Here is a 16,412-nt window from a genome sequence, read left to right on the forward strand (position 1 = left end):
GCCGGCCGCCAGGTGAGGGTGCAGTTGCATGCTTCGCATCTGGAGGTGTACTGCGACCGCCAGCTGGTCGCCACGCATGAACGCTTGCCGGGCAAAGCCGAAACCCGGCTGGAGCTGGATCACTACCTGGAGATTCTGCTGCGCAAGCCCGGTGCTTTGCCGGGTTCGACGGCGTTGGAGCAGGCCCGCGCGGCGGGGCGGTTCACCCCGGTGCACGACGCCTGGTGGGCAGCGGCCCGCAAGACTCACGGCGACGCTACCGGCACCCGCGAACTGATCGGCGTCTTGCTGGCGCACCGGCATCTGCCGCACGAACTGGTGGTCATCGGGTTGGCCCGCGCTCTGGCGGCAGGGGCGCTGACTGCCGATTCCGTGATCTTAGAGGCGCGAAAGGCAGCTGAGGATAACACTTCTGAACACTATGGCGAACGCCATGAAGCCGCAGACGAGGCCGAGGCGGTGGCGTCGCTGACCGCACGACGGCTGGCCGCACTGCCTATTGATTCTCGGCCGCTGCCCTCGGTGGCGGTTTACGACGCTCTGCTGCGCAATCCTAGGAAGGACACCGCCACCTCATGAGCACGACTTCTGTGAGCACCAGTTTGCCGCACCGGCGCGGGTTGACCGAGCAAGCTGCTGACGCTGCTGTGGAGCAGGCCTGCCGGATGCTGCGCTTGCCGACGATTCGTGCCAGCTTCGCCGAGCTGGCCGACGAGGCCGCCGCCGAGCAGATGTCCTACCGTGGATTTCTGGCTGAGCTGTTGATGGCCGAATGCGACGATCGCGCGCGGCGCCGTGCTACACGGCGGATCAAAGCCGCCGGCTTTCCCCGCGACAAGTCGCTGCGGGCCTGGGACTTCGACGCCAACCCGAACGTGGATGCCGCCGCGGTGCACACCCTCGCCAAATGCGAATGGGTCAAAAAGGGCTTGCCGCTGTGTCTGATCGGTGACTCCGGGACTGGCAAAAGCCACCTGCTGATCGCGTTGGGCACCGAAGCCGCGATGGCCGGCTACCGAGTCAAATACACCCTGGCGACCAAACTGGTCAACGAACTCGTCGAAGCCGCCGACGACAAACAACTGTCGAAAACCATCGCCCGCTACGGCCGCGTCGATCTGCTCTGCATCGATGAGCTGGGCTACATGGAGCTCGACCGGCGCGGCGCTGAACTGCTGTTCCAGGTCCTCACCGAACGTGAGGAAAAAGCCTCCGTCGCGATCGCGTCCAACGAGAGTTTCTCCGGCTGGACCAAGACGTTCACCGACCCACGGCTATGCGCGGCCATCGTGGACCGACTTACCTTCGGCGGAAACATCATCGAAACTGGAACCGATTCGTTCCGTCTGGCCCAGACTCGATCCAAACACCACCCCAACCCGGGCGACGATGCTCGCGCCTGATGGTCGGCACTCGACGGCAGGCGAGCTAGCGGTGTTCGCTGTTGAAGGTGTCGTAGGCCTCGGCGAGGTGTTCTGCGGTGGCGTCAGGATGGCTTTGGGCGACCAGTGTCATTTCGGCGAGGGTCTGGAGTCCCAGGCCGATGTCATGACCTGGGGAACGACCTCGGGTGATCGCATCGTTGAGGGCGATCAGGAACCGTTGCTGTAGCTCAGAGGTCAGCGATGCGGCGTCCGTCGTTGCTTGTCCGTCGGGTGTGCTCATGACCGGCGGTGTCAGCACTGGCGGTGTCGGATGGCCATGGCGGCAGCATCTGGTCGGGCGCTGGCGGCCAGGACCGTGTGGTCGGAGTTCAGGTCGGGGAAACGTCGGCGTAGCTGTGCGATGAGGAACTGGGCGTGGTCGACGTCGCGGCGCAGCTCGGCGGCGACCTCGCGCATCACTGGTGCCCCTGCAGCGTGCCGGGCCTCGGCTTGGCGTTCGGCCAGGATCAGCTTCGGGGTCATCTCGCCAAGCTGCTCGTTGAGTGCGGCGATCACCGGGGCCGGCATCTTCGGCCACTCGGCCAGCAACACCCGGATCTGCGGTTCATACGCGTCGGCTACCGAGCCGCGAGGTTTGCGTTCGTACTGTGGCGGCCGTTCCGAGGCCAGGGCCGCGCGAACCGTGTTCCGCGAGATACCCAACCGACGGGCGACCTCCCGGATCGGCACCCCCTCAGCCCGATGCAACCGCCGAATCTCTGCCCAGTCTTCCACCGCGATCATCCCTCCAAGAGACCACCGGGTGGGTCAACTTTCCGGGAACCTCAGCGGTCTACTTTTCAGGAACCGACGACAGCCGCAGTCGGCGCGGCTCTTTCCCGATTCGAAAATCGTCCGATCCGGGATTTCATCCCGCTGTTTGTCGAGAAGCATGCTAGTCAGCACCTGGCGCAGCTTCAGGCAGTCCCGATAGCTACCAGCGCCTAACCACGCTTGACTGAGTCGCCTCCTGCCGAATCGAGGCTGGGGGCGACGCCGTTCGCGACCTAAGTGATCGGGTGACTTTGAGCTGGAACTACCCCACGGTTTCTCCCCTTGAGATTGCCAGTGCCAAGCGGGCCGGCCGGACTGCGCCCCCAGATCGACGGGCGGTGTGGCGGTGAAAATGTCGGCGGTGGCGACCCGTTTGGTCAGCTCGGGCGGTTGGAAGCCGGGACCGGGTGCGGAGCCGGCACCAGTGGATAACAGTGCTCGGGCCAGCGCGTTTTCCCTTCGGCGAGTGCGACGAGTGCGAAGATTCCGTCGGCGGTGGTGAGCAGAACGTCGTAGCGTTCTCTCAGTGTCAGGGTGAGGTTGCCGCTTGTTGCGGTGGTTGGATCCTGATCACCTGGTGTCTGGCTCGTAGCGTCGCTGCCGCCTTTGGGTTGGCATCCATGGGTTTTGTCGGCATCAGGTGTGAAGGACCGGCCGGCGTGACTTGATAGGAGCGTGGCGTCGCCCCCACTGAGATGTGTCCGCCGACCGGCCCAACCGTCACCTCACAGTGAATGGAGGCAACCACCATGGTTGTTGTTGGAGCCGATGTGCACAAGCGCACGCATACCTTCGTCGCCGTTGACGCGGTCGGACGCAGACTCGGCGAGAAAGTCGTCAAGGCCACGACGCAGGGGCATCGTCAGGCGGTGCAGTGGGCCCGGAACCAGTTCGGTACGGAGTTGGTGTGGGCGATCGAGGATTGCCGACACTTGTCGGCGCGGTTGGAACGCGATTTGTTGACGGCCGATCAAAAGGTGGTGCGGGTACCGCCGAAAATGATGGCCCATGCCCGGGCGTCAGCGCGTACGCGCGGCAAGTCTGATCCGATCGACGCGCTGGCAGTTGCACGAGCTTACTTGCGTGAACCGGACTTGCCAGTGGCCTCTCACGACGAAATCTCGCGCGAGTTGAAATTGTTGGTAGACCGACGCGAAGACCTTGTGGCGCAACGGACGGCGACTATCAATCGGTTGCTGTGGCGGGTTCATGAATTGGATCCCGATCGGGCTCCGAAACCGGCGTCGTTGGATCGTGCCAAACACCGCAAGCTTCTCAGCGATTGGCTAGGCACCCTGGACGGCCTCGTCGCCGAGCTGGCCCGCGACGAGCTGTCCGACATCACCCGACTCACCGAGCAGATCAACGTCTTGGCCAAGCGCATCACTGAACGCGTGCGCGATGTTGCCCCGGTGCTGCTGGCGATGCCGGGCTGTGGAGAGCTGACCGCAGCCAAGATCATCGGCGAAACAGCCGGCGTCACCAGATTCAAAAGCGAAGCAGCCTTCGCCCGCCACAGCGGCGTGGCACCGATCCCGGTCTGGTCAGGCAACACTGCCGGCCGGGTCCGGATGACCCGCTCAGGCAACCGTCAACTCAACGCCGCCCTACACCGCATCGCAATCACCCAGATCCGTCTGGACGGCCTCGGCCAGGCCTACTACCGAAAGCGGCTGGCCGCCGGCGATTCCACCACCGAAGCGCTGCGCTGCCTCAAACGCCGCCTCGCCCGGGTGGTCTTCGGCCACCTCCACACCGACCACCAAACCCGACAACAGCCATGCCAACCGGCAGCGGCTTGACATAGGAGAAACCCATGCCGATCAGCACGGCGTCCACCTGGGTGGGGGGTGACCGGGAAGCCGTCGGTGTGGGTGACCGTCATCGTGTGTCCGGTCAGCGCGATTCGAAACGCCCTGTCGGAGCGGCATAGGCCTCAGTCTGAACCTACGGCAGCCGGGCCGTCAGGCCTAACCGTCGATCGGTGCACTGCCGCAGCGGGTTGGTCATGGCGCTTAGCGGTGTTCGCGCAGCAGTGCCATTCGCCGACGGAACTCCTCTTCGTCGATCTCGCCGCGGGCGAACCGTTCGCTCAACAGCTCATCGGCCCGCGGCGATACCGTTGGGCCGCTGCGGGATCGGCTATCGGTGCCAAAGGAGCGGGCTGCCAAGACGATCGCGGTGAGCAGCCCTCCCCAAAACAGCAACATCAATACCGTCATCATGATCCAACCACCCCAGCCCCCGCCGTACCACATCATGATGATCGTCCTTCCCATCGAGCGGCACCGCGAAGTTGGTGGCGCTGTTGTGACCATGCGCGCCGTCGGCGCCGGTGGGTAGGGCCGAAAGACCCTATTGAGTCGTCTCCTGCGGGCTCGACTGTTGGGTGCGGTTCGGCAGTGCAGCCGCTGGTTGTCAGGGACGATGATTCAGGCGAGGCTGGAGAGTCTCAGGACCAGCGCGACGATCCGTACCAGCAGGCCAAGACCATGACATTGATCGACCTACGCCGGCGGCAGTATCGCGAGCGGACCGGACGCGACCTCACCGATGAGAACGTGTGGGTCGCAGAGCGGCTGCGCGAATTGCATTCCCTGCAAGCAATACTGGACCGTCTTACTGCAGATCAGGCCACCCATAATGAGGCGATCGCCCGGGCCGGAACCGCCAATCGGATTCCACTGCAAACCAGTGGCCACCCGCGGTGCTCACGATTCAGCACTGCGCAAAGCGCATCCCCACAGGGCCGCATGACCGTGACCACCGCGTCGCTGCTGGCGCTGCAAGCCAGTGCCCGCAAACGCAGCGACGACGACACCCGTATCGGGCAGGCGCTGAAGACAATGCGCAAGCGGGGCCTCGATATCACTGTCAGCAGCCTGGCCCGCCACGCCGGAGTGTCCCGCCGCGTCATTCACCGCCGCACCGAACTGCGCAAACGGATCCGCACCCTGCAGCCGCTGGCCGCTGCCCCCGAACCCCCGCCACCACCAGCTACCGACTCCGAGAGCAGCATCATCGCCGCACTACGGACCCGGATGAAGGCACGAGAAGCCCAGATCACCGAACTGAATGCTCCGCTGCACGAACGCGACCACATCATCTCCACCCTGCACGGAGAACTGGCCCGCAAGTCATAACGACCGGTGGATGACCGCCACCACGCCACCGCGACAGTGCGACCACCTCCCGGTCGCGGAACATCGGCCGTGCCGACGATCTGCTGTCTAAGGCTAGGTGCAGCAGTTCGGGTCGAGCACCACGCACAATGCTTGCAGGGCTTCGGGTTTCACCCGGTGGAACACGTTCATGCCGCGCCGGTCGGAGATCACCAACCCGGCTTTGCGCAGCTGGCCCAGGTGATGACTGACCGTGGATTCGGCCAAGTCGAGCACCGCCGCCAGATCCCCGCTGGTCTCCTCCCCGGGGCGCGAACTGAACAGCAGCGACATGATCTTGACCCGCACCGGATCAGCCAAAGCCTTCAGCCGCATCGCCACCTGCAGGGCGTCGGCGTCACTGAGCGGCCCGGCGGCAACCGGGGCGCAGCACACCGGAGCGGACATGTCGATCACGGGCAACGCTTTGGGCATGCCCCCATCCTGCCACAATTTCTTGACATATATCGAAAAGGTGGCATGCTGAGCCCTGACGCGTCAGTTCGATATATGTCTCAGCCCTAGTGGGAGGTTCATCATGTCCCGTGTTCAGTTAGCGCTCAACGTCAATGATCTCGACGAGGCAGTCACGTTCTACACCAAACTCTTTGGCGTTTCCCCGGCCAAGGTCAAGCCCGGTTACGCCAACTTCGCGGTCACCGAGCCACCGCTGAAGCTGGTACTGCTGGAAAATCCCGGCAAGGGCGGCACCATCAACCACCTCGGCGTCGAGGTCGAATCCAGTGACAAGGTGCACGCCGAGATCGCCCGGCTGACCAGCGAAGGGCTGTTCACCGACGAGGAGATCGGCACCACGTGTTGTTTTGCCACCCAGGACAAGGTGTGGGTCACTGGCCCGGCCGGGGAGAAGTGGGAGGTCTACACCGTGCTGGCCGATTCCGACACGTTCGGCACCAGCCCGCAGCTCCTCGCCGACGGTGAGGCCGCCGAGGGTGGGGTCTGCTGCGGCGGTACTGCCGCCGCCGAAGCGCAGCCCCAGGCGGCGAAGACCTCGTCCTGCTGCTAACGCCGATACCCGGCACGAAGGGCCCACCATCCCCGCGATGGTGGGCCCTTGATTATCGGTCGCCCGGCTTGACGGCTGGTTCGATAAGTATCAATATTGATGTATGTCGAAATCATCAGGTCCAGTCGATGACGCGTGCTGCCCACCCGGGGCACTCCTGGGTGAACCTCTCTCGGCGGCCGAGGCCGCCGATATGGCAGTCAAACTCAAAGCCCTGGCTGATCCAGTGCGGCTGCAACTGTTTTCGGCGATCGCCAGCCACGCCGGCGGCGAAGCCTGCGTCTGCGACATCTCGGTCGGCGTGGAGGTCTCCCAACCCACCGTGAGCCATCACCTCAAGGTGCTGCGCGACGCCGGCCTGCTCACCTCGCAGCGCCGGGCCTCGTGGGTGTATTACGCGGTGGTGCCCGAAGCGCTGGCCAGCCTGGCCGTGCTCCTCGGAGCGACCTCGGTAGATGCAGTGGCTGGGGTGCCGGCATGACCGACACCACCACTGCGCCGCCGGTCGTGGGCAAGCTGTCCACCCTCGACCGGTTCCTGCCGCTGTGGATCGGCGCGGCCATGGTTGCCGGGCTGCTGCTGGGCCGGTGGATCCCCGGATTGAACACCGCACTGGAAAAGGTTCAGATCGACGGAATTTCACTGCCCATCGCCCTCGGTTTGTTGATCATGATGTACCCGGTCCTGGCCAAGGTCCGCTACGACCGCCTCGACACCGTCACCGGTGACCGCAAACTGCTGCTGTCCTCGCTGGTGTTGAACTGGGTGCTCGGCCCGGCGTTGATGTTCGCGCTGGCCTGGTTGCTGCTGCCCGATCTGCCCGAATATCGCACCGGCCTGATCATCGTCGGCCTCGCCAGATGTATTGCCATGGTCATCATCTGGAACGACCTGGCCTGCGGGGACCGTGAAGCCGCCGCCGTTCTCGTGGCCTTGAATTCGATCTTCCAAGTGGTCATGTTCGCGGTGTTGGGCTGGTTCTACCTGTCGGTGCTGCCCGGCTGGCTCGGCCTGCAACAAACCACCATCGACACCTCACCGTGGCAGATCGCCAAATCGGTGCTCATCTTCCTCGGCATCCCGCTGCTGGCCGGCTACCTCTCCCGCCGGATCGGAGAAAAAACCAAAGGCCGCGACTGGTATGAGTCGAAGTTCCTGCCGACGATCGGGCCGTGGGCGCTCTACGGGTTACTGTTCACCATCGTGATTCTGTTTGCCCTGCAAGGCGATCAGATCACTCACCAGCCCTGGGACGTGGCCCGCATCGCCCTGCCGCTACTGGCGTATTTCGCGATCATGTGGGGCGGGGGCTACCTGCTCGGCAGCATGCTCGATCTGGGCTACGAGCGCACCACCACCCTGGCGTTCACCGCCGCGGGCAACAACTTCGAACTGGCCATCGCCGTCGCGATCGCCACCTACGGCGCCACCTCGGGACAAGCCCTGGCCGGGGTCGTGGGCCCGCTGATCGAAGTCCCGGTGCTGGTGGCCCTGGTCTATGTCTCGCTGGCGCTGCGTAAACGGTTTCATCACCACACCTCCCAACACCTGCCCACTGACGGCTCGACGACGAGAACGGAACCCACGCCATGACCGACAGCCCCGTCACCCACCAGCTGCGCGATGACCTGTCGATCGACCAACAGCTCGCCCTGAAAACGGCTGCCACCCGGCTGGAGACAGAGTTCGCCGATAGCTTCGGCACTGAAACTATCGAACGGTTCCTCTGCTCGTCGTATGACCAATTCGCCGGGCGTGCCACCATTCCCAACTTTTTGCCGCTGCTGGCCGAACGGTTCGCCCGCCAACGCCTGCACGCCCTTGCCCGGGTGGAAGGCAAGATCAGCGACGGCAAACCCACCGTGCTGTTCCTGTGCACCCACAACGCCGGCCGCTCCCAGATGGCGCTGGGATACTTCACTCATATGGCCGGCGACCGCGCCGTGGCCTGGTCGGGCGGATCCGAGCCCGGCAACGAGATCAACCCGGCCGCAATCGCTGCCATGGCCGAGGTCGGTATCGATATCACCGGTGAATACCCGAAACCCTGGACCGACGAAATCGTGGCTGCCGCCGACGTGGTCATCACCATGGGCTGCGGGGACGCCTGCCCGATCTTCCCCGGCAAGCGCTACGAGAACTGGGAACTGCCCGACCCGGCCGGCCAAGGCCTCGACGCCGTGCGGCCCATCCGCGACGACATCGAAGAACGCGTCCGCCGGTTGCTGGCTGACCTCAACGTCGCCGTGACTCGTTGACCATCGCAACGCGCACGGGCTCATCGGGATGACCGGCAGTCAACATCGGATAGTCCCGATGACCGCCGACCATGCCGATGCCGTCCTGGCGATCTACCAAGCCGGGATCAACACCGCAAACGCCACCTTCGACCTCAACGCCCCGGACTGGGCCACCTTCGACGCCGAGCACCTCCCGGATCACCGCTTCGTCACCACCGGCCCCGACGGGCAGGTGATGGGATGGGTTGCCGCTGCGCCCGTCTCCTCACGGTGCGTGCACGCCGGGGTGATCGAGCTCAGTGTGTATGTCGCCGAGCACGCTCGCGGCCAAGGTATCGGGACGCTGCTGCTGACGTCTGTGATCACCTCCAGCGAGAACGCCGGAATCTGGACCCTGCAAAGCCAGGTGTTTCCCGAGAACACCGCCACGCTCGCCCTGCACCACCGGGCCGGATTCCGCGTCGTCGGGGTGCGTGAGCGCCACGGCCGACTCCACGGCCACTGGCGTGACGTCATCCTGATGGAGCGGCGCAGCCCACACATCATCTGACCGCCCACCACGAAGGGAAACACCCGGTGACCGCCACACCCCCAACCGTCCTGTTCGTCTGCGTCAGCAATGCCGGAAAATCGGTGATGGCAGCAGGACTCATGCACCACATCGCCGGACCCACCATCCATGTCACCTCGGCCGGCACCCACGCCAAGACCGCCGTCAACGATCTTTCCGCACAAGCTCTGGCCGAAGTCGGCGTCGACATCAGCGACCATCGACCGGTTCAACTCACCGACCAGATGCTCGACGATGCGGACCTGGTCGTCATCGTCGGCACCCAAGCCGAACTCGGCAACCGCCCCGGCACCAATGTCGCGCGATGGGACACCGACGAACCCTCACTGCGCGGCATCGATGGCATCGAACGCATGCGAATCATCCGCGACGACATCACGACGCGCGTCCAGGCGTTGGTCGCCCACCTCTCCACGCCGATCGCAACGCCCACCGGCCCGTCATCGCGATCCAACCGCCCAGATAACACGCGCTCTGAGCGAAGCTAGATGTATGCGTGTGGAGCTTCTCACCAGCCCGGGGTGTCCGAATGCGGCGGAGGCTCGGCGCTTGCTCGCCGAGTGTCTGTTTGAGGTTGGTATCGCTGACGATGTGGTGGTGGAAAGGGTCGGTGCATATCCATCGCCGTCGGTGCTCGTTGATGGTGTGGATGTCATGAGGCCGGGCACTGAGTTGGCAGCTGATGCGTGCCGATTGGACCTTCCGACCAGGAATCGCGTGCTGGCGGCGCTTCGGAGTGCGACGCGGTCGACCTGATCGATGCGGGTGTCCTCCCCGTTGCTCGGCTCACGCGAGTTGACACGGTTCAACGTGATGCTGTTGCAACCCGAGTTCAGCTGGCTGTCGTGGTTTTCTGGTGGCCGGTCTGGGCCAGCCGGTGCAAGTCGGTTCCGGCTTCAATAGTGGCGCCCCCGAGGGGTGTGGTGCGTCCGGCGCGCACACCGTTGGCGATGACGATGATTTCGGCGAGTTCGTGCACGGCGACGACCGCGGCCAGCCCCATCACCCCGGTGAGGGCGAGCGGGATGAGTACCGTGATCAAACCCAAGGACAGGCCGACGTTTTGCAGCATGATGCGCCGGGCGCGCCGCGCGTGCGCCAGTGCGTGGGTGAGGTGGCGCAGGTCTTCACCCATCAGGGCGACGTCGGCGGTTTCGATGGCCACGTCGGTGCCCATCGCCCCCATCGCAATGCCGAGGTCGGCGGTGGCCAGGGCGGGGGCGTCGTTGACCCCGTCACCGACCATGGCCGTCGAGCAGTGTTGGCGCAGTTGACCGATCAGCGCGGCTTTGTCTTCGGGCCGCAGATCAGCATGCACCGTATCGATCCCCACCTGCCGGGCCAGGGCATGGGCGGTCGCGTAGTTGTCGCCGGTCAGCATGGCTACCTGATAGCCGCCGCGGCGCAGCTGCGCCACGACGGCGCGGGCTTCGGGGCGCAGTTCGTCACGCACCGCCACTGCGCCGATCAGTTGGTTGTTGTCTTCGACCAGCACCGCGGTCGCCCCGGCGGCTTGCATGGCCGTGACCTGTTCGGCCAGCGGGCCGGGAGCGAGCCAGCCGGGCCGCCCGAGCCGCAACCTCCGGCCGTCCCGATGCCCGGTCAGGCCCGCGCCGGGGACGGCTTGCACCTCCTGGGCGGGCTGGACCGCGTCCTCGGTGGCAGCGAGAATGGCGGCGGCCAGGGGGTGTTCGCTGCGGGCCTCCAACGCTGCCGCCGCCTCCAAGACCTGCTCGCGGGTGGCGCCGTTGGTGGTGGCGACGTCGATGACGGTGGGCCGGTTGGCGGTCAGGGTGCCGGTTTTGTCCAGGGCGATGGTGCGGACCGCGCCGAGGGCTTCCAGTGCCGCCCCGCCTTTGACGAGGACGCCGAGCTTGGAGGCCGCTCCGATCGCGGCGACGACGGTGACCGGCACCGAGATCGCCAGCGCGCACGGGGAGGCGGCCACCAACACAACGAGGGCCCGCTCGATCCACACCAGCGGATCCCCAAGGACGGAACCGATGGCGGCGATGAGGACGGCGGCGATCATGATCGCCGGGACCAGGGGTTTGGCGATGCGGTCGGCCAGGCGCTGGGCTTCGCCTTTGCGGGACTGCTCGGCCTCCACGATGGCCACGATGCGGGCCAGCGAGTTGTCGGCGGCGCTGCTGGTGACCTCGACTTCGAGGACTCCGGTGCCGTTGATCGACCCGGCGAACACCTCATCACCGGGCCCGGCCTCGACCGGCACGGATTCGCCGGTGATCGCCGAGACATCCAGCGCGGTGCGCCCTGAGGTGATGGTGCCGTCGGTGGCGACGCGTTCGCCGGGCTTGACGAGCATCCGGTCACCGACCCGCAATTGGCTTGACGGGATGGGGGTTTCGGTGCCGGCGCGCAGGACGGTGGCCTCGTCGGGCACCAGCGACAACAGGGCGCGCAGGCTGCGGCGGGTGCGGGCCAAGGAGTATTCTTCAAGGCCTTCGCTGATGGAGAACAGGAACGCCAGCATGGCGGCCTCGCCGACTTCGCCGAGGATCACCGCGCCGACCGCTGCGATCGTCATCAGCGTGCCGACCCCGATCTTCCCCTGGGCCAGCCGGCGCAGGGTCGAGGGCACGAACGTGTAGGCGCCGATCACCAACGCCAGTGCATACAGGCCGATCTCGACCGCATGGGGGCCGCCGGTCCAGCCGATCACGTAGCCGGCCGCCAGCACCACTCCGGCCACCGCGGCGGCGCGCAGTTCGGTGATCTCCCAGAGCCGTTCGGGTTCGTGGTCGTCCGCGACGGGCTCGTCGCTGCCGCAGCCGCACGCCTCACTCATCGCGCAACCTTTCGCTCGGCCGGGTGGCCGTAGTTGGGGCACAACGCGACCGCGTTGCCGGTGGCCTCCAACACCGCTTCGGCGGCCCGGAACATGTCCAGCAGCTCGGGGCGGGCCAGCCGATAGATCGAGGCCCGGCCCTGCGGCCGGAAATCCACCAGCCCGCAGTCACGCAGGCAGGCCAGATGCGCCGAGACCGTTGACTGCGCCAACCCCAACTCCCTGGTCAGGTCCACCACCCGGGCCTCGCCACCAGCCAGGCGGCGCAGAATCGCCAACCGGGTGCCGTCCGAAAGGCTGTGAAACAGCGCCGTCGCGGCATCCACATTCCCGCACACCACGGGATCGACCGAACCACTTTTCATCGCCACACGACGATGATAGCGTTCAACTCCATTGATCGGTCAACAAGGACAACATCGACAGTCACCGATGCCAGGCGACATCGCCGCCGATCCCGCGAAAGAGGTATCTCAATGGCGCGCACCAGCCGCATGGTGCTCACCGCGTTCGTCATCGCCGCCATGGCGATCGGTGCGCTGACCTACCTGTCGGTGCGCGACCGCGCCTCGACCACCCCAGCGCAGCCCGAGAATGTCCAGGCTGGGCAGTTGGTGCGGGAGAACAGTCACCGCCTCAACGCAGTGCCCGACAGCACAGTGACGTTCGTGGAGTTTCTCGACTTCGAATGCGAGGGCTGCCGCGCGGTCTACCCAGAGATCGAAAAAGCGCGGGCCCAATACGGGGACCGGGTGAACTTCGTGATCCGCTACTTCCCGCTGCAAGCCCACGTCAACGCCGAGCGGGCCGCCCGGGCGGTGGAAGCCGCCGCCCAACAGGGCCACCTGGAGGCGATGTATCGCAAGATGTATGACACCCAGGCCCAGTGGGGTGAAAAGCAAACCCCGGCAGATGACGTATTCCGCGGATTCGCAACAGAACTCGGCCTGGACATGGCCGTCTTCGACGCCGCCTACGCCGATCCCGCGACGCTGGAACGCATCCGGCTCGACATCGCCGACGGCCGGGCCTTGGGGGTGAAGGGAACCCCGACGTTTTTCCTCAACGACACCCGCATCCAGCCACACAGCTACCAAGACCTGACCACAGCGTTCGACGAAGCGCTCGCCGCCAACTAGCCGCTTGCCTGCCGCGGCCACCCGCCCGACATCCCATTAAGCCAGGAGGAACCGTCTGATGCCCGCCACCGCACTCGGTCTGTATCTGATTTTCGCTGTGTTGGGATTCGGCTGGCGCAGCTGGACCCAGTACCGCCACACCGGCTCCACCGGATTCCGCGGCATCCACGGCCGGCCCGGGTCGCTGCAATGGTTGGCCGGCGCTGGATTCATCGCCGCCATCCTCGCCGGGGCGGCCGCGCCGCTGCTGCAACTGCTCGACATCCTCACCCCGATTGCGCTGCTGCAGGCGCCGTGGATTCAGGCGAGCGGAACGGTGCTGGCCGTCGCCGGGATCGCGGCCACGCTCTACGCCCAACGCGACATGGGCGAGTCCTGGCGTATTGGGGTGGATCCCAGTGAAACAACCACATTGGTGCGCAGTGGCGTGTTCGGGCTGGTCCGCAATCCCATCTTCACCGCCATGCTGATCTTCGCCGCCGGCATAACCGTGATGACCCCCAACCCGCTCGCCCTGGCCGCGTTCGCCGTCCTGTGGGTGACGATCGAGCTGCAGGTCCGCGTCGTCGAAGAGCCCTATCTCAACACCATCCACGGGCAGGTCTACCGGGACTACTGTGGGGCTGTCGGCCGGTTTGTTCCCCACATCGGACGCACCCTGACCGTCTGACGGCCGACGCGAGGTGAACCATGGCCACCGATGATCGCACCGCCCGTTGGAACCGGTACTGGGACAAGAAATCGGCCACCTATGACCGTGAGATCGGGTTCTTCGATCGTCACCTGTTCGGCGATTCTCGCCAGTGGGTCTGCAGCCAAGCTAGCGGCGACGTCTTGGAGGTCGCGATCGGCACCGGACTCAACCTTGCCTTCTACCCCAAGGACGTCACGCTGACCGGGATCGATTGGAGCCAGCAGATGCTCGACCTGGCTCGTCAACGTGCCGCCGATCTCGGCCACCCGGCCACCCTGCAACAAGCCGACGCCCACCACCTGCCGTTCGATGACGCCAGCTTCGACAGCGTGGTCTGCACCTTCGGGCTCTGTGCCATCCCCGACCACAGCCAAGCCCTCACCGAAATGACCCGAGTCCTGCGCCCCGGCGGAAAACTCATCCTCGTCGACCACATCCGCAGCAGCACCGCCCCAGTCCGAGCCGTGCAGCGGTTCTTGGAATTGTTCACCGTTCCCCTTGGCGGCGAACACTTCCTACGCCGCCCCCTAGAGCACCTGCGGGCCGCGACCGACCTCGCCATCGATCATCGTGAGCGGTTCACACTCGGCCTCGTCGAACGCGTCGCCGCTCACAAAACCGCCACCACCTGACCTGCCCGGCGGCCAACAGCGGTCCGAGCAGGACACCATCACGAAAGAAGCCACACATGACCGAACTCACCAGACGCACCGCACTTGCCCTCCTCGGCGGGGCCGGGGCTATCGCCGCACTGGGATACCTGTTGCGCACCACCAGCATTCGCATGCCCACCGGGAACGCCAACGGTCCCGGCATGATGGGCGGCGTGTCGGGCACCGACATGGACCGCTACATGACCATGTTCGCCCGCCACAGCGAACTAAGGCGCACCGTGGAGAACATCCCCGGAGGGGTCCGCACCACCACCGAATCCGACGCCGACGACCTCGTCGCCCAACTACACGCCCACGTGTCCTCGATGTATGACCACCTCGACCAGGGCGCCGAAGTGAGCTGCATGAGTCAAAGCCTGCCCACCCTGTTCCGTCGCGCACCCGACTACCAGCGGCGAATCATGCTGACCCCCAACGGTGTTATCGCCACCGAGACCGCCAACGATCCCAACCTCACCAACGCCATCCGCGCCCACGCACACGAAGTCACCGGCTTCGTCACCGACGGCATGCCTGCCATGATGAGCCCCATGATGGGCGGCCGCGGAATGATGGGCTCCTGAGTCGTCGCGTCAACCAGCACACGCCCATCCGCCACTCATCGGAAACGCCATCGGCTTGACCCGTTTCGGTGTTCGTCGATGACACCGCTACAGACAACGTCGCTAAGCAGAGACAACTCCCACCGAACCAAATCGATCGCCGTCACCACTCGCGGGTCATCCGGATCTAAACCCTCATCCGCAAGGACTTGGCGTTCCTCAGCATCCACACCCAGTTAGACGTCCGACCCGCCGCTCCTGTTCCACCAAGAACTGAGACATCCAACGATGCGGAACCAACCCTCATCCCGGTGCACCCGAAAATCATCGAGTACAGCCCTACAGATAAGACTGCCCCTCACGATAGGCGCCGCACCGATAGCCAACGTCGGCGACAGTCGAGTACACCCCAAGTAGACCTACGGATAACGGATGTGGTCGACGAGGGTCAGTTTTCCGCCGGGGCGGTGAGCCACTGCAGCTTGTGGCAGAACGGCGACTTGAGTGTGCCCTTGGAGGAGTGGCTGCGCGGTAGCGCGCTGACATGAGCGCTAACTTTTCCGCGCAGCTCCAATGAACACCATCCCGCCGATGTGGCTTTCGAGCTGGCCGGACCCGTGGAGTCCGTGGCGACTCAACTCGGCGGCGAATTCGTCTGCCTCGAACCGGTTTTCGCGCGGATGCACCGTCAAGGTGCGAAAAGCCCACGTGTCCAGGACGTGGCGTGGCACCTCTTCGAACAACAGCAGACCTCCGGGCCGCATTACGCGGGCCATCTCGGCGATTGCCTGGGGCCAATCGGGGACGTGGTGGATGATCCCAAAGTCCACCACGGCGTCCATGCTCTGCGCCGGTTGGGCGATATCGCATGCATCGCCCACTGACAGCGACACGGGGCGACCGTGCAGGCGTCTGCGCGCCAGCTCGACCATTGTCTCGTCCAGGTCGAAGGCACTCACCTGGGCAGCGCCCAAACGGTCGAGGATTACTTCGGCTCCGACGCCCCGTCCGCACCCCACCTCGAGGACGTGCTTGCCAGCCAATCCGCCCCCGGCCAGGCGCCGAAACCAGGCGGCTTCGCGATGATGTTGATGGGCGGCCCGGATAGGGTTGTTCATGGCGGCACGTTCAATTGAGTTGAGTTTCATCGCGTCTCCTCTGCGGGGCCACTTCTGAGTAGTGTACCCCCCAGGGGTATCATGCTCAATGGTCACGAAGATGCATATAGCGCTGACCCGGAGCGGATGTGTGCCGGGAACGAACCCGCGGGCTGATGCCCAAGGCGGCCTACACGGCGTGCAGCGCGGTAAACCGGTGTTCACCGTAGGGCCAGCGCCGAGCAGTGCGCCGTAAACAT

19 protein-coding genes and 5 pseudogenes are annotated in these 16,412 nt (G+C 65.2%); 15 read left to right on the forward strand and 9 right to left on the reverse strand.

Annotation, left to right across the window (positions count from 1 at the left end):
- Positions 1-6: 6 nt before the first annotated feature.
- Positions 7-579, forward strand: a pseudogene (locus BTO20_RS20590) (IS21 family transposase); the annotation flags it as partial.
- Positions 576-1,403, forward strand: a complete 828-nt coding sequence (istB, locus tag BTO20_RS20595; protein ID WP_087078046.1) for an IS21-like element helper ATPase IstB — start codon at positions 576-578, stop codon at positions 1,401-1,403. The pseudogene BTO20_RS20590 and the gene istB, both read left to right, overlap by 4 nt.
- Before the next feature lie 25 nt (positions 1,404-1,428).
- On the opposite strand, the gene BTO20_RS20600 is transcribed toward istB, so the two are convergent.
- The gene (locus BTO20_RS20600; RefSeq protein WP_157680285.1) at positions 1,429-1,665 is read right to left on the reverse strand and encodes a hypothetical protein; all 237 of its coding nucleotides are present in this window, start codon (positions 1,663-1,665) and stop codon (positions 1,429-1,431) included.
- A 266-nt stretch (positions 1,666-1,931) separates the two neighbouring features.
- Positions 1,932-2,168 (reverse strand): annotated as a pseudogene (locus BTO20_RS20605) (helix-turn-helix domain-containing protein); the annotation flags it as partial.
- On the opposite strand from BTO20_RS20605, the gene BTO20_RS41375 reads away from it, so the two are divergent.
- Positions 2,127-2,372 carry a three-helix bundle dimerization domain-containing protein gene (locus BTO20_RS41375; protein ID WP_408632120.1) on the forward strand — a complete coding sequence of 82 codons (246 nt, stop codon included), beginning with the start codon at positions 2,127-2,129 and terminating at the stop codon, positions 2,370-2,372. The pseudogene BTO20_RS20605 and the gene BTO20_RS41375 sit on opposite strands and share 42 nt — an antisense overlap.
- 147 nt (positions 2,373-2,519) lie before the next feature.
- Here the strand turns inward: BTO20_RS41375 and BTO20_RS41380 are convergent.
- Positions 2,520-2,722: pseudogene (locus BTO20_RS41380) on the reverse strand (multicopper oxidase family protein); the annotation flags it as partial.
- A 210-nt stretch (positions 2,723-2,932) separates the two neighbouring features.
- On the opposite strand from BTO20_RS41380, the gene BTO20_RS20615 reads away from it, so the two are divergent.
- Complete coding sequence (locus BTO20_RS20615) at positions 2,933-4,000, forward strand: IS110 family RNA-guided transposase (protein WP_428833525.1); 1,068 nt, start codon at positions 2,933-2,935, stop codon at positions 3,998-4,000.
- Position 4,001: 1 nt separating this feature from the next.
- On the opposite strand, the pseudogene BTO20_RS40625 reads toward BTO20_RS20615, so the two are convergent.
- Positions 4,002-4,122 (reverse strand): annotated as a pseudogene (locus BTO20_RS40625) (hypothetical protein); the annotation flags it as partial.
- Between the two features lie 91 nt (positions 4,123-4,213).
- Positions 4,214-4,477 (reverse strand): SHOCT domain-containing protein, encoded by a 264-nt coding sequence (locus BTO20_RS20620; protein ID WP_232490793.1) that lies wholly within the window; start codon positions 4,475-4,477, stop codon positions 4,214-4,216.
- Between the two features lie 123 nt (positions 4,478-4,600).
- Between BTO20_RS20620 and BTO20_RS40630 the strand changes: the two genes are divergently transcribed.
- Positions 4,601-5,341: a hypothetical protein gene (locus tag BTO20_RS40630; RefSeq protein ID WP_232490794.1), complete on the forward strand. Its 741-nt coding sequence runs from the start codon at positions 4,601-4,603 to the stop codon at positions 5,339-5,341.
- 93 nt (positions 5,342-5,434) lie between these two features.
- Here BTO20_RS40630 and BTO20_RS20635 read toward each other — a convergent pair whose 3' ends face one another.
- A complete protein-coding gene (locus BTO20_RS20635; RefSeq protein WP_087078049.1) occupies positions 5,435-5,794 on the reverse strand; it encodes an Rv2640c family ArsR-like transcriptional regulator in 360 nt (119 codons plus the stop codon).
- 103 nt (positions 5,795-5,897) lie between these two features.
- Between BTO20_RS20635 and BTO20_RS20640 the strand changes: the two genes are divergently transcribed.
- From BTO20_RS20640 to BTO20_RS20665, 6 genes and pseudogenes are all read left to right on the forward strand, one after another.
- On the forward strand, positions 5,898-6,386 hold the full coding sequence (locus BTO20_RS20640; RefSeq protein ID WP_087078050.1) for an ArsI/CadI family heavy metal resistance metalloenzyme: 489 nt from the start codon (positions 5,898-5,900) through the stop codon (positions 6,384-6,386).
- 103 nt (positions 6,387-6,489) lie between these two features.
- On the forward strand, positions 6,490-6,867 hold the full coding sequence (locus BTO20_RS20645) for an ArsR/SmtB family transcription factor (RefSeq protein WP_087078051.1): 378 nt from the start codon (positions 6,490-6,492) through the stop codon (positions 6,865-6,867).
- A pseudogene (arsB, locus tag BTO20_RS20650) lies at positions 6,864-7,934 on the forward strand (ACR3 family arsenite efflux transporter); the annotation flags it as partial. The gene BTO20_RS20645 and the pseudogene arsB, both read left to right, overlap by 4 nt.
- 41 nt (positions 7,935-7,975) lie before the next feature.
- Positions 7,976-8,644 (forward strand): arsenate reductase ArsC, encoded by a 669-nt coding sequence (locus tag BTO20_RS20655; RefSeq protein WP_087078053.1) that lies wholly within the window; start codon positions 7,976-7,978, stop codon positions 8,642-8,644.
- Between the two features lie 58 nt (positions 8,645-8,702).
- Positions 8,703-9,176, forward strand: coding sequence for a GNAT family N-acetyltransferase (locus BTO20_RS20660; protein WP_198344003.1), 474 nt, complete (start codon positions 8,703-8,705; stop codon positions 9,174-9,176).
- A 26-nt stretch (positions 9,177-9,202) separates the two neighbouring features.
- On the forward strand, positions 9,203-9,685 hold the full coding sequence (locus BTO20_RS20665; protein WP_198344004.1) for an arsenate-mycothiol transferase ArsC: 483 nt from the start codon (positions 9,203-9,205) through the stop codon (positions 9,683-9,685).
- Positions 9,686-10,029: 344 nt separating this feature from the next.
- On the opposite strand, the gene BTO20_RS20675 is transcribed toward BTO20_RS20665, so the two are convergent.
- Together BTO20_RS20675 and BTO20_RS20680 are read right to left on the reverse strand one after the other, a co-directional pair.
- The gene (locus BTO20_RS20675; protein WP_087078056.1) at positions 10,030-12,006 is read right to left on the reverse strand and encodes a heavy metal translocating P-type ATPase; all 1,977 of its coding nucleotides are present in this window, start codon (positions 12,004-12,006) and stop codon (positions 10,030-10,032) included.
- The gene (locus tag BTO20_RS20680) at positions 12,003-12,371 is read right to left on the reverse strand and encodes an ArsR/SmtB family transcription factor (RefSeq protein ID WP_087082422.1); all 369 of its coding nucleotides are present in this window, start codon (positions 12,369-12,371) and stop codon (positions 12,003-12,005) included. The genes BTO20_RS20675 and BTO20_RS20680 overlap by 4 nt, the downstream gene beginning before the upstream one ends.
- A gap of 111 nt (positions 12,372-12,482) precedes the next feature.
- On the opposite strand from BTO20_RS20680, the gene BTO20_RS20685 reads away from it, so the two are divergent.
- Genes BTO20_RS20685 through BTO20_RS20700 form a run of 4 tightly spaced genes read left to right on the forward strand, consistent with a single transcriptional unit; the run spans position 12,483 to position 15,076 of the window.
- Positions 12,483-13,145, forward strand: coding sequence for a DsbA family protein (locus tag BTO20_RS20685; protein WP_087078057.1), 663 nt, complete (start codon positions 12,483-12,485; stop codon positions 13,143-13,145).
- 58 nt (positions 13,146-13,203) lie between these two features.
- On the forward strand, positions 13,204-13,815 hold the full coding sequence (locus tag BTO20_RS20690; protein WP_087078058.1) for a methyltransferase family protein: 612 nt from the start codon (positions 13,204-13,206) through the stop codon (positions 13,813-13,815).
- Positions 13,816-13,835: 20 nt separating this feature from the next.
- Positions 13,836-14,471, forward strand: coding sequence for a class I SAM-dependent methyltransferase (locus BTO20_RS20695; protein ID WP_087078059.1), 636 nt, complete (start codon positions 13,836-13,838; stop codon positions 14,469-14,471).
- A gap of 56 nt (positions 14,472-14,527) precedes the next feature.
- Entirely contained in the window at positions 14,528-15,076 is a 549-nt protein-coding gene (locus BTO20_RS20700) for a hypothetical protein (RefSeq protein WP_087078060.1), read from the forward strand.
- A 530-nt stretch (positions 15,077-15,606) separates the two neighbouring features.
- Here the strand turns inward: BTO20_RS20700 and BTO20_RS20705 are convergent.
- A complete protein-coding gene (locus tag BTO20_RS20705; RefSeq protein WP_087078061.1) occupies positions 15,607-16,203 on the reverse strand; it encodes a class I SAM-dependent methyltransferase in 597 nt (198 codons plus the stop codon).
- Positions 16,204-16,412: the final 209 nt, after the last annotated feature.

The sequence above is a fragment of the Mycobacterium dioxanotrophicus genome (assembly GCF_002157835.1).
In the GTDB taxonomy this organism is placed as follows: Bacteria; Actinomycetota; Actinomycetes; order Mycobacteriales; family Mycobacteriaceae; genus Mycobacterium; species Mycobacterium dioxanotrophicus.

Coding starts and splice junctions, on each gene's coding strand:
- BTO20_RS20620 (WP_232490793.1), bottom strand. CDS start 4,477: ATGGGAAGGACGATCATCATGATGTGGTACGGCGGGGGCTGGGGTGGT.
- BTO20_RS20700 (WP_087078060.1), top strand. CDS start 14,528: ATGACCGAACTCACCAGACGCACCGCACTTGCCCTCCTCGGCGGGGCC.
- BTO20_RS20685 (WP_087078057.1), top strand. CDS start 12,483: ATGGCGCGCACCAGCCGCATGGTGCTCACCGCGTTCGTCATCGCCGCC.
- BTO20_RS20675 (WP_087078056.1), bottom strand. CDS start 12,006: ATGAGTGAGGCGTGCGGCTGCGGCAGCGACGAGCCCGTCGCGGACGAC.
- BTO20_RS20680 (WP_087082422.1), bottom strand. CDS start 12,371: ATGAAAAGTGGTTCGGTCGATCCCGTGGTGTGCGGGAATGTGGATGCC.
- BTO20_RS20615 (WP_428833525.1), top strand. CDS start 2,933: ATGGAGGCAACCACCATGGTTGTTGTTGGAGCCGATGTGCACAAGCGC.
- BTO20_RS20635 (WP_087078049.1), bottom strand. CDS start 5,794: ATGCCCAAAGCGTTGCCCGTGATCGACATGTCCGCTCCGGTGTGCTGC.
- istB (WP_087078046.1), top strand. CDS start 576: ATGAGCACGACTTCTGTGAGCACCAGTTTGCCGCACCGGCGCGGGTTG.
- BTO20_RS20705 (WP_087078061.1), bottom strand. CDS start 16,203: ATGAAACTCAACTCAATTGAACGTGCCGCCATGAACAACCCTATCCGG.
- BTO20_RS20690 (WP_087078058.1), top strand. CDS start 13,204: ATGCCCGCCACCGCACTCGGTCTGTATCTGATTTTCGCTGTGTTGGGA.
- BTO20_RS20600 (WP_157680285.1), bottom strand. CDS start 1,665: ATGAGCACACCCGACGGACAAGCAACGACGGACGCCGCATCGCTGACC.
- BTO20_RS20645 (WP_087078051.1), top strand. CDS start 6,490: ATGTCGAAATCATCAGGTCCAGTCGATGACGCGTGCTGCCCACCCGGG.
- BTO20_RS20695 (WP_087078059.1), top strand. CDS start 13,836: ATGGCCACCGATGATCGCACCGCCCGTTGGAACCGGTACTGGGACAAG.
- BTO20_RS20655 (WP_087078053.1), top strand. CDS start 7,976: ATGACCGACAGCCCCGTCACCCACCAGCTGCGCGATGACCTGTCGATC.
- BTO20_RS20640 (WP_087078050.1), top strand. CDS start 5,898: ATGTCCCGTGTTCAGTTAGCGCTCAACGTCAATGATCTCGACGAGGCA.
- BTO20_RS20660 (WP_198344003.1), top strand. CDS start 8,703: ATGACCGCCGACCATGCCGATGCCGTCCTGGCGATCTACCAAGCCGGG.
- BTO20_RS41375 (WP_408632120.1), top strand. CDS start 2,127: ATGCAACCGCCGAATCTCTGCCCAGTCTTCCACCGCGATCATCCCTCC.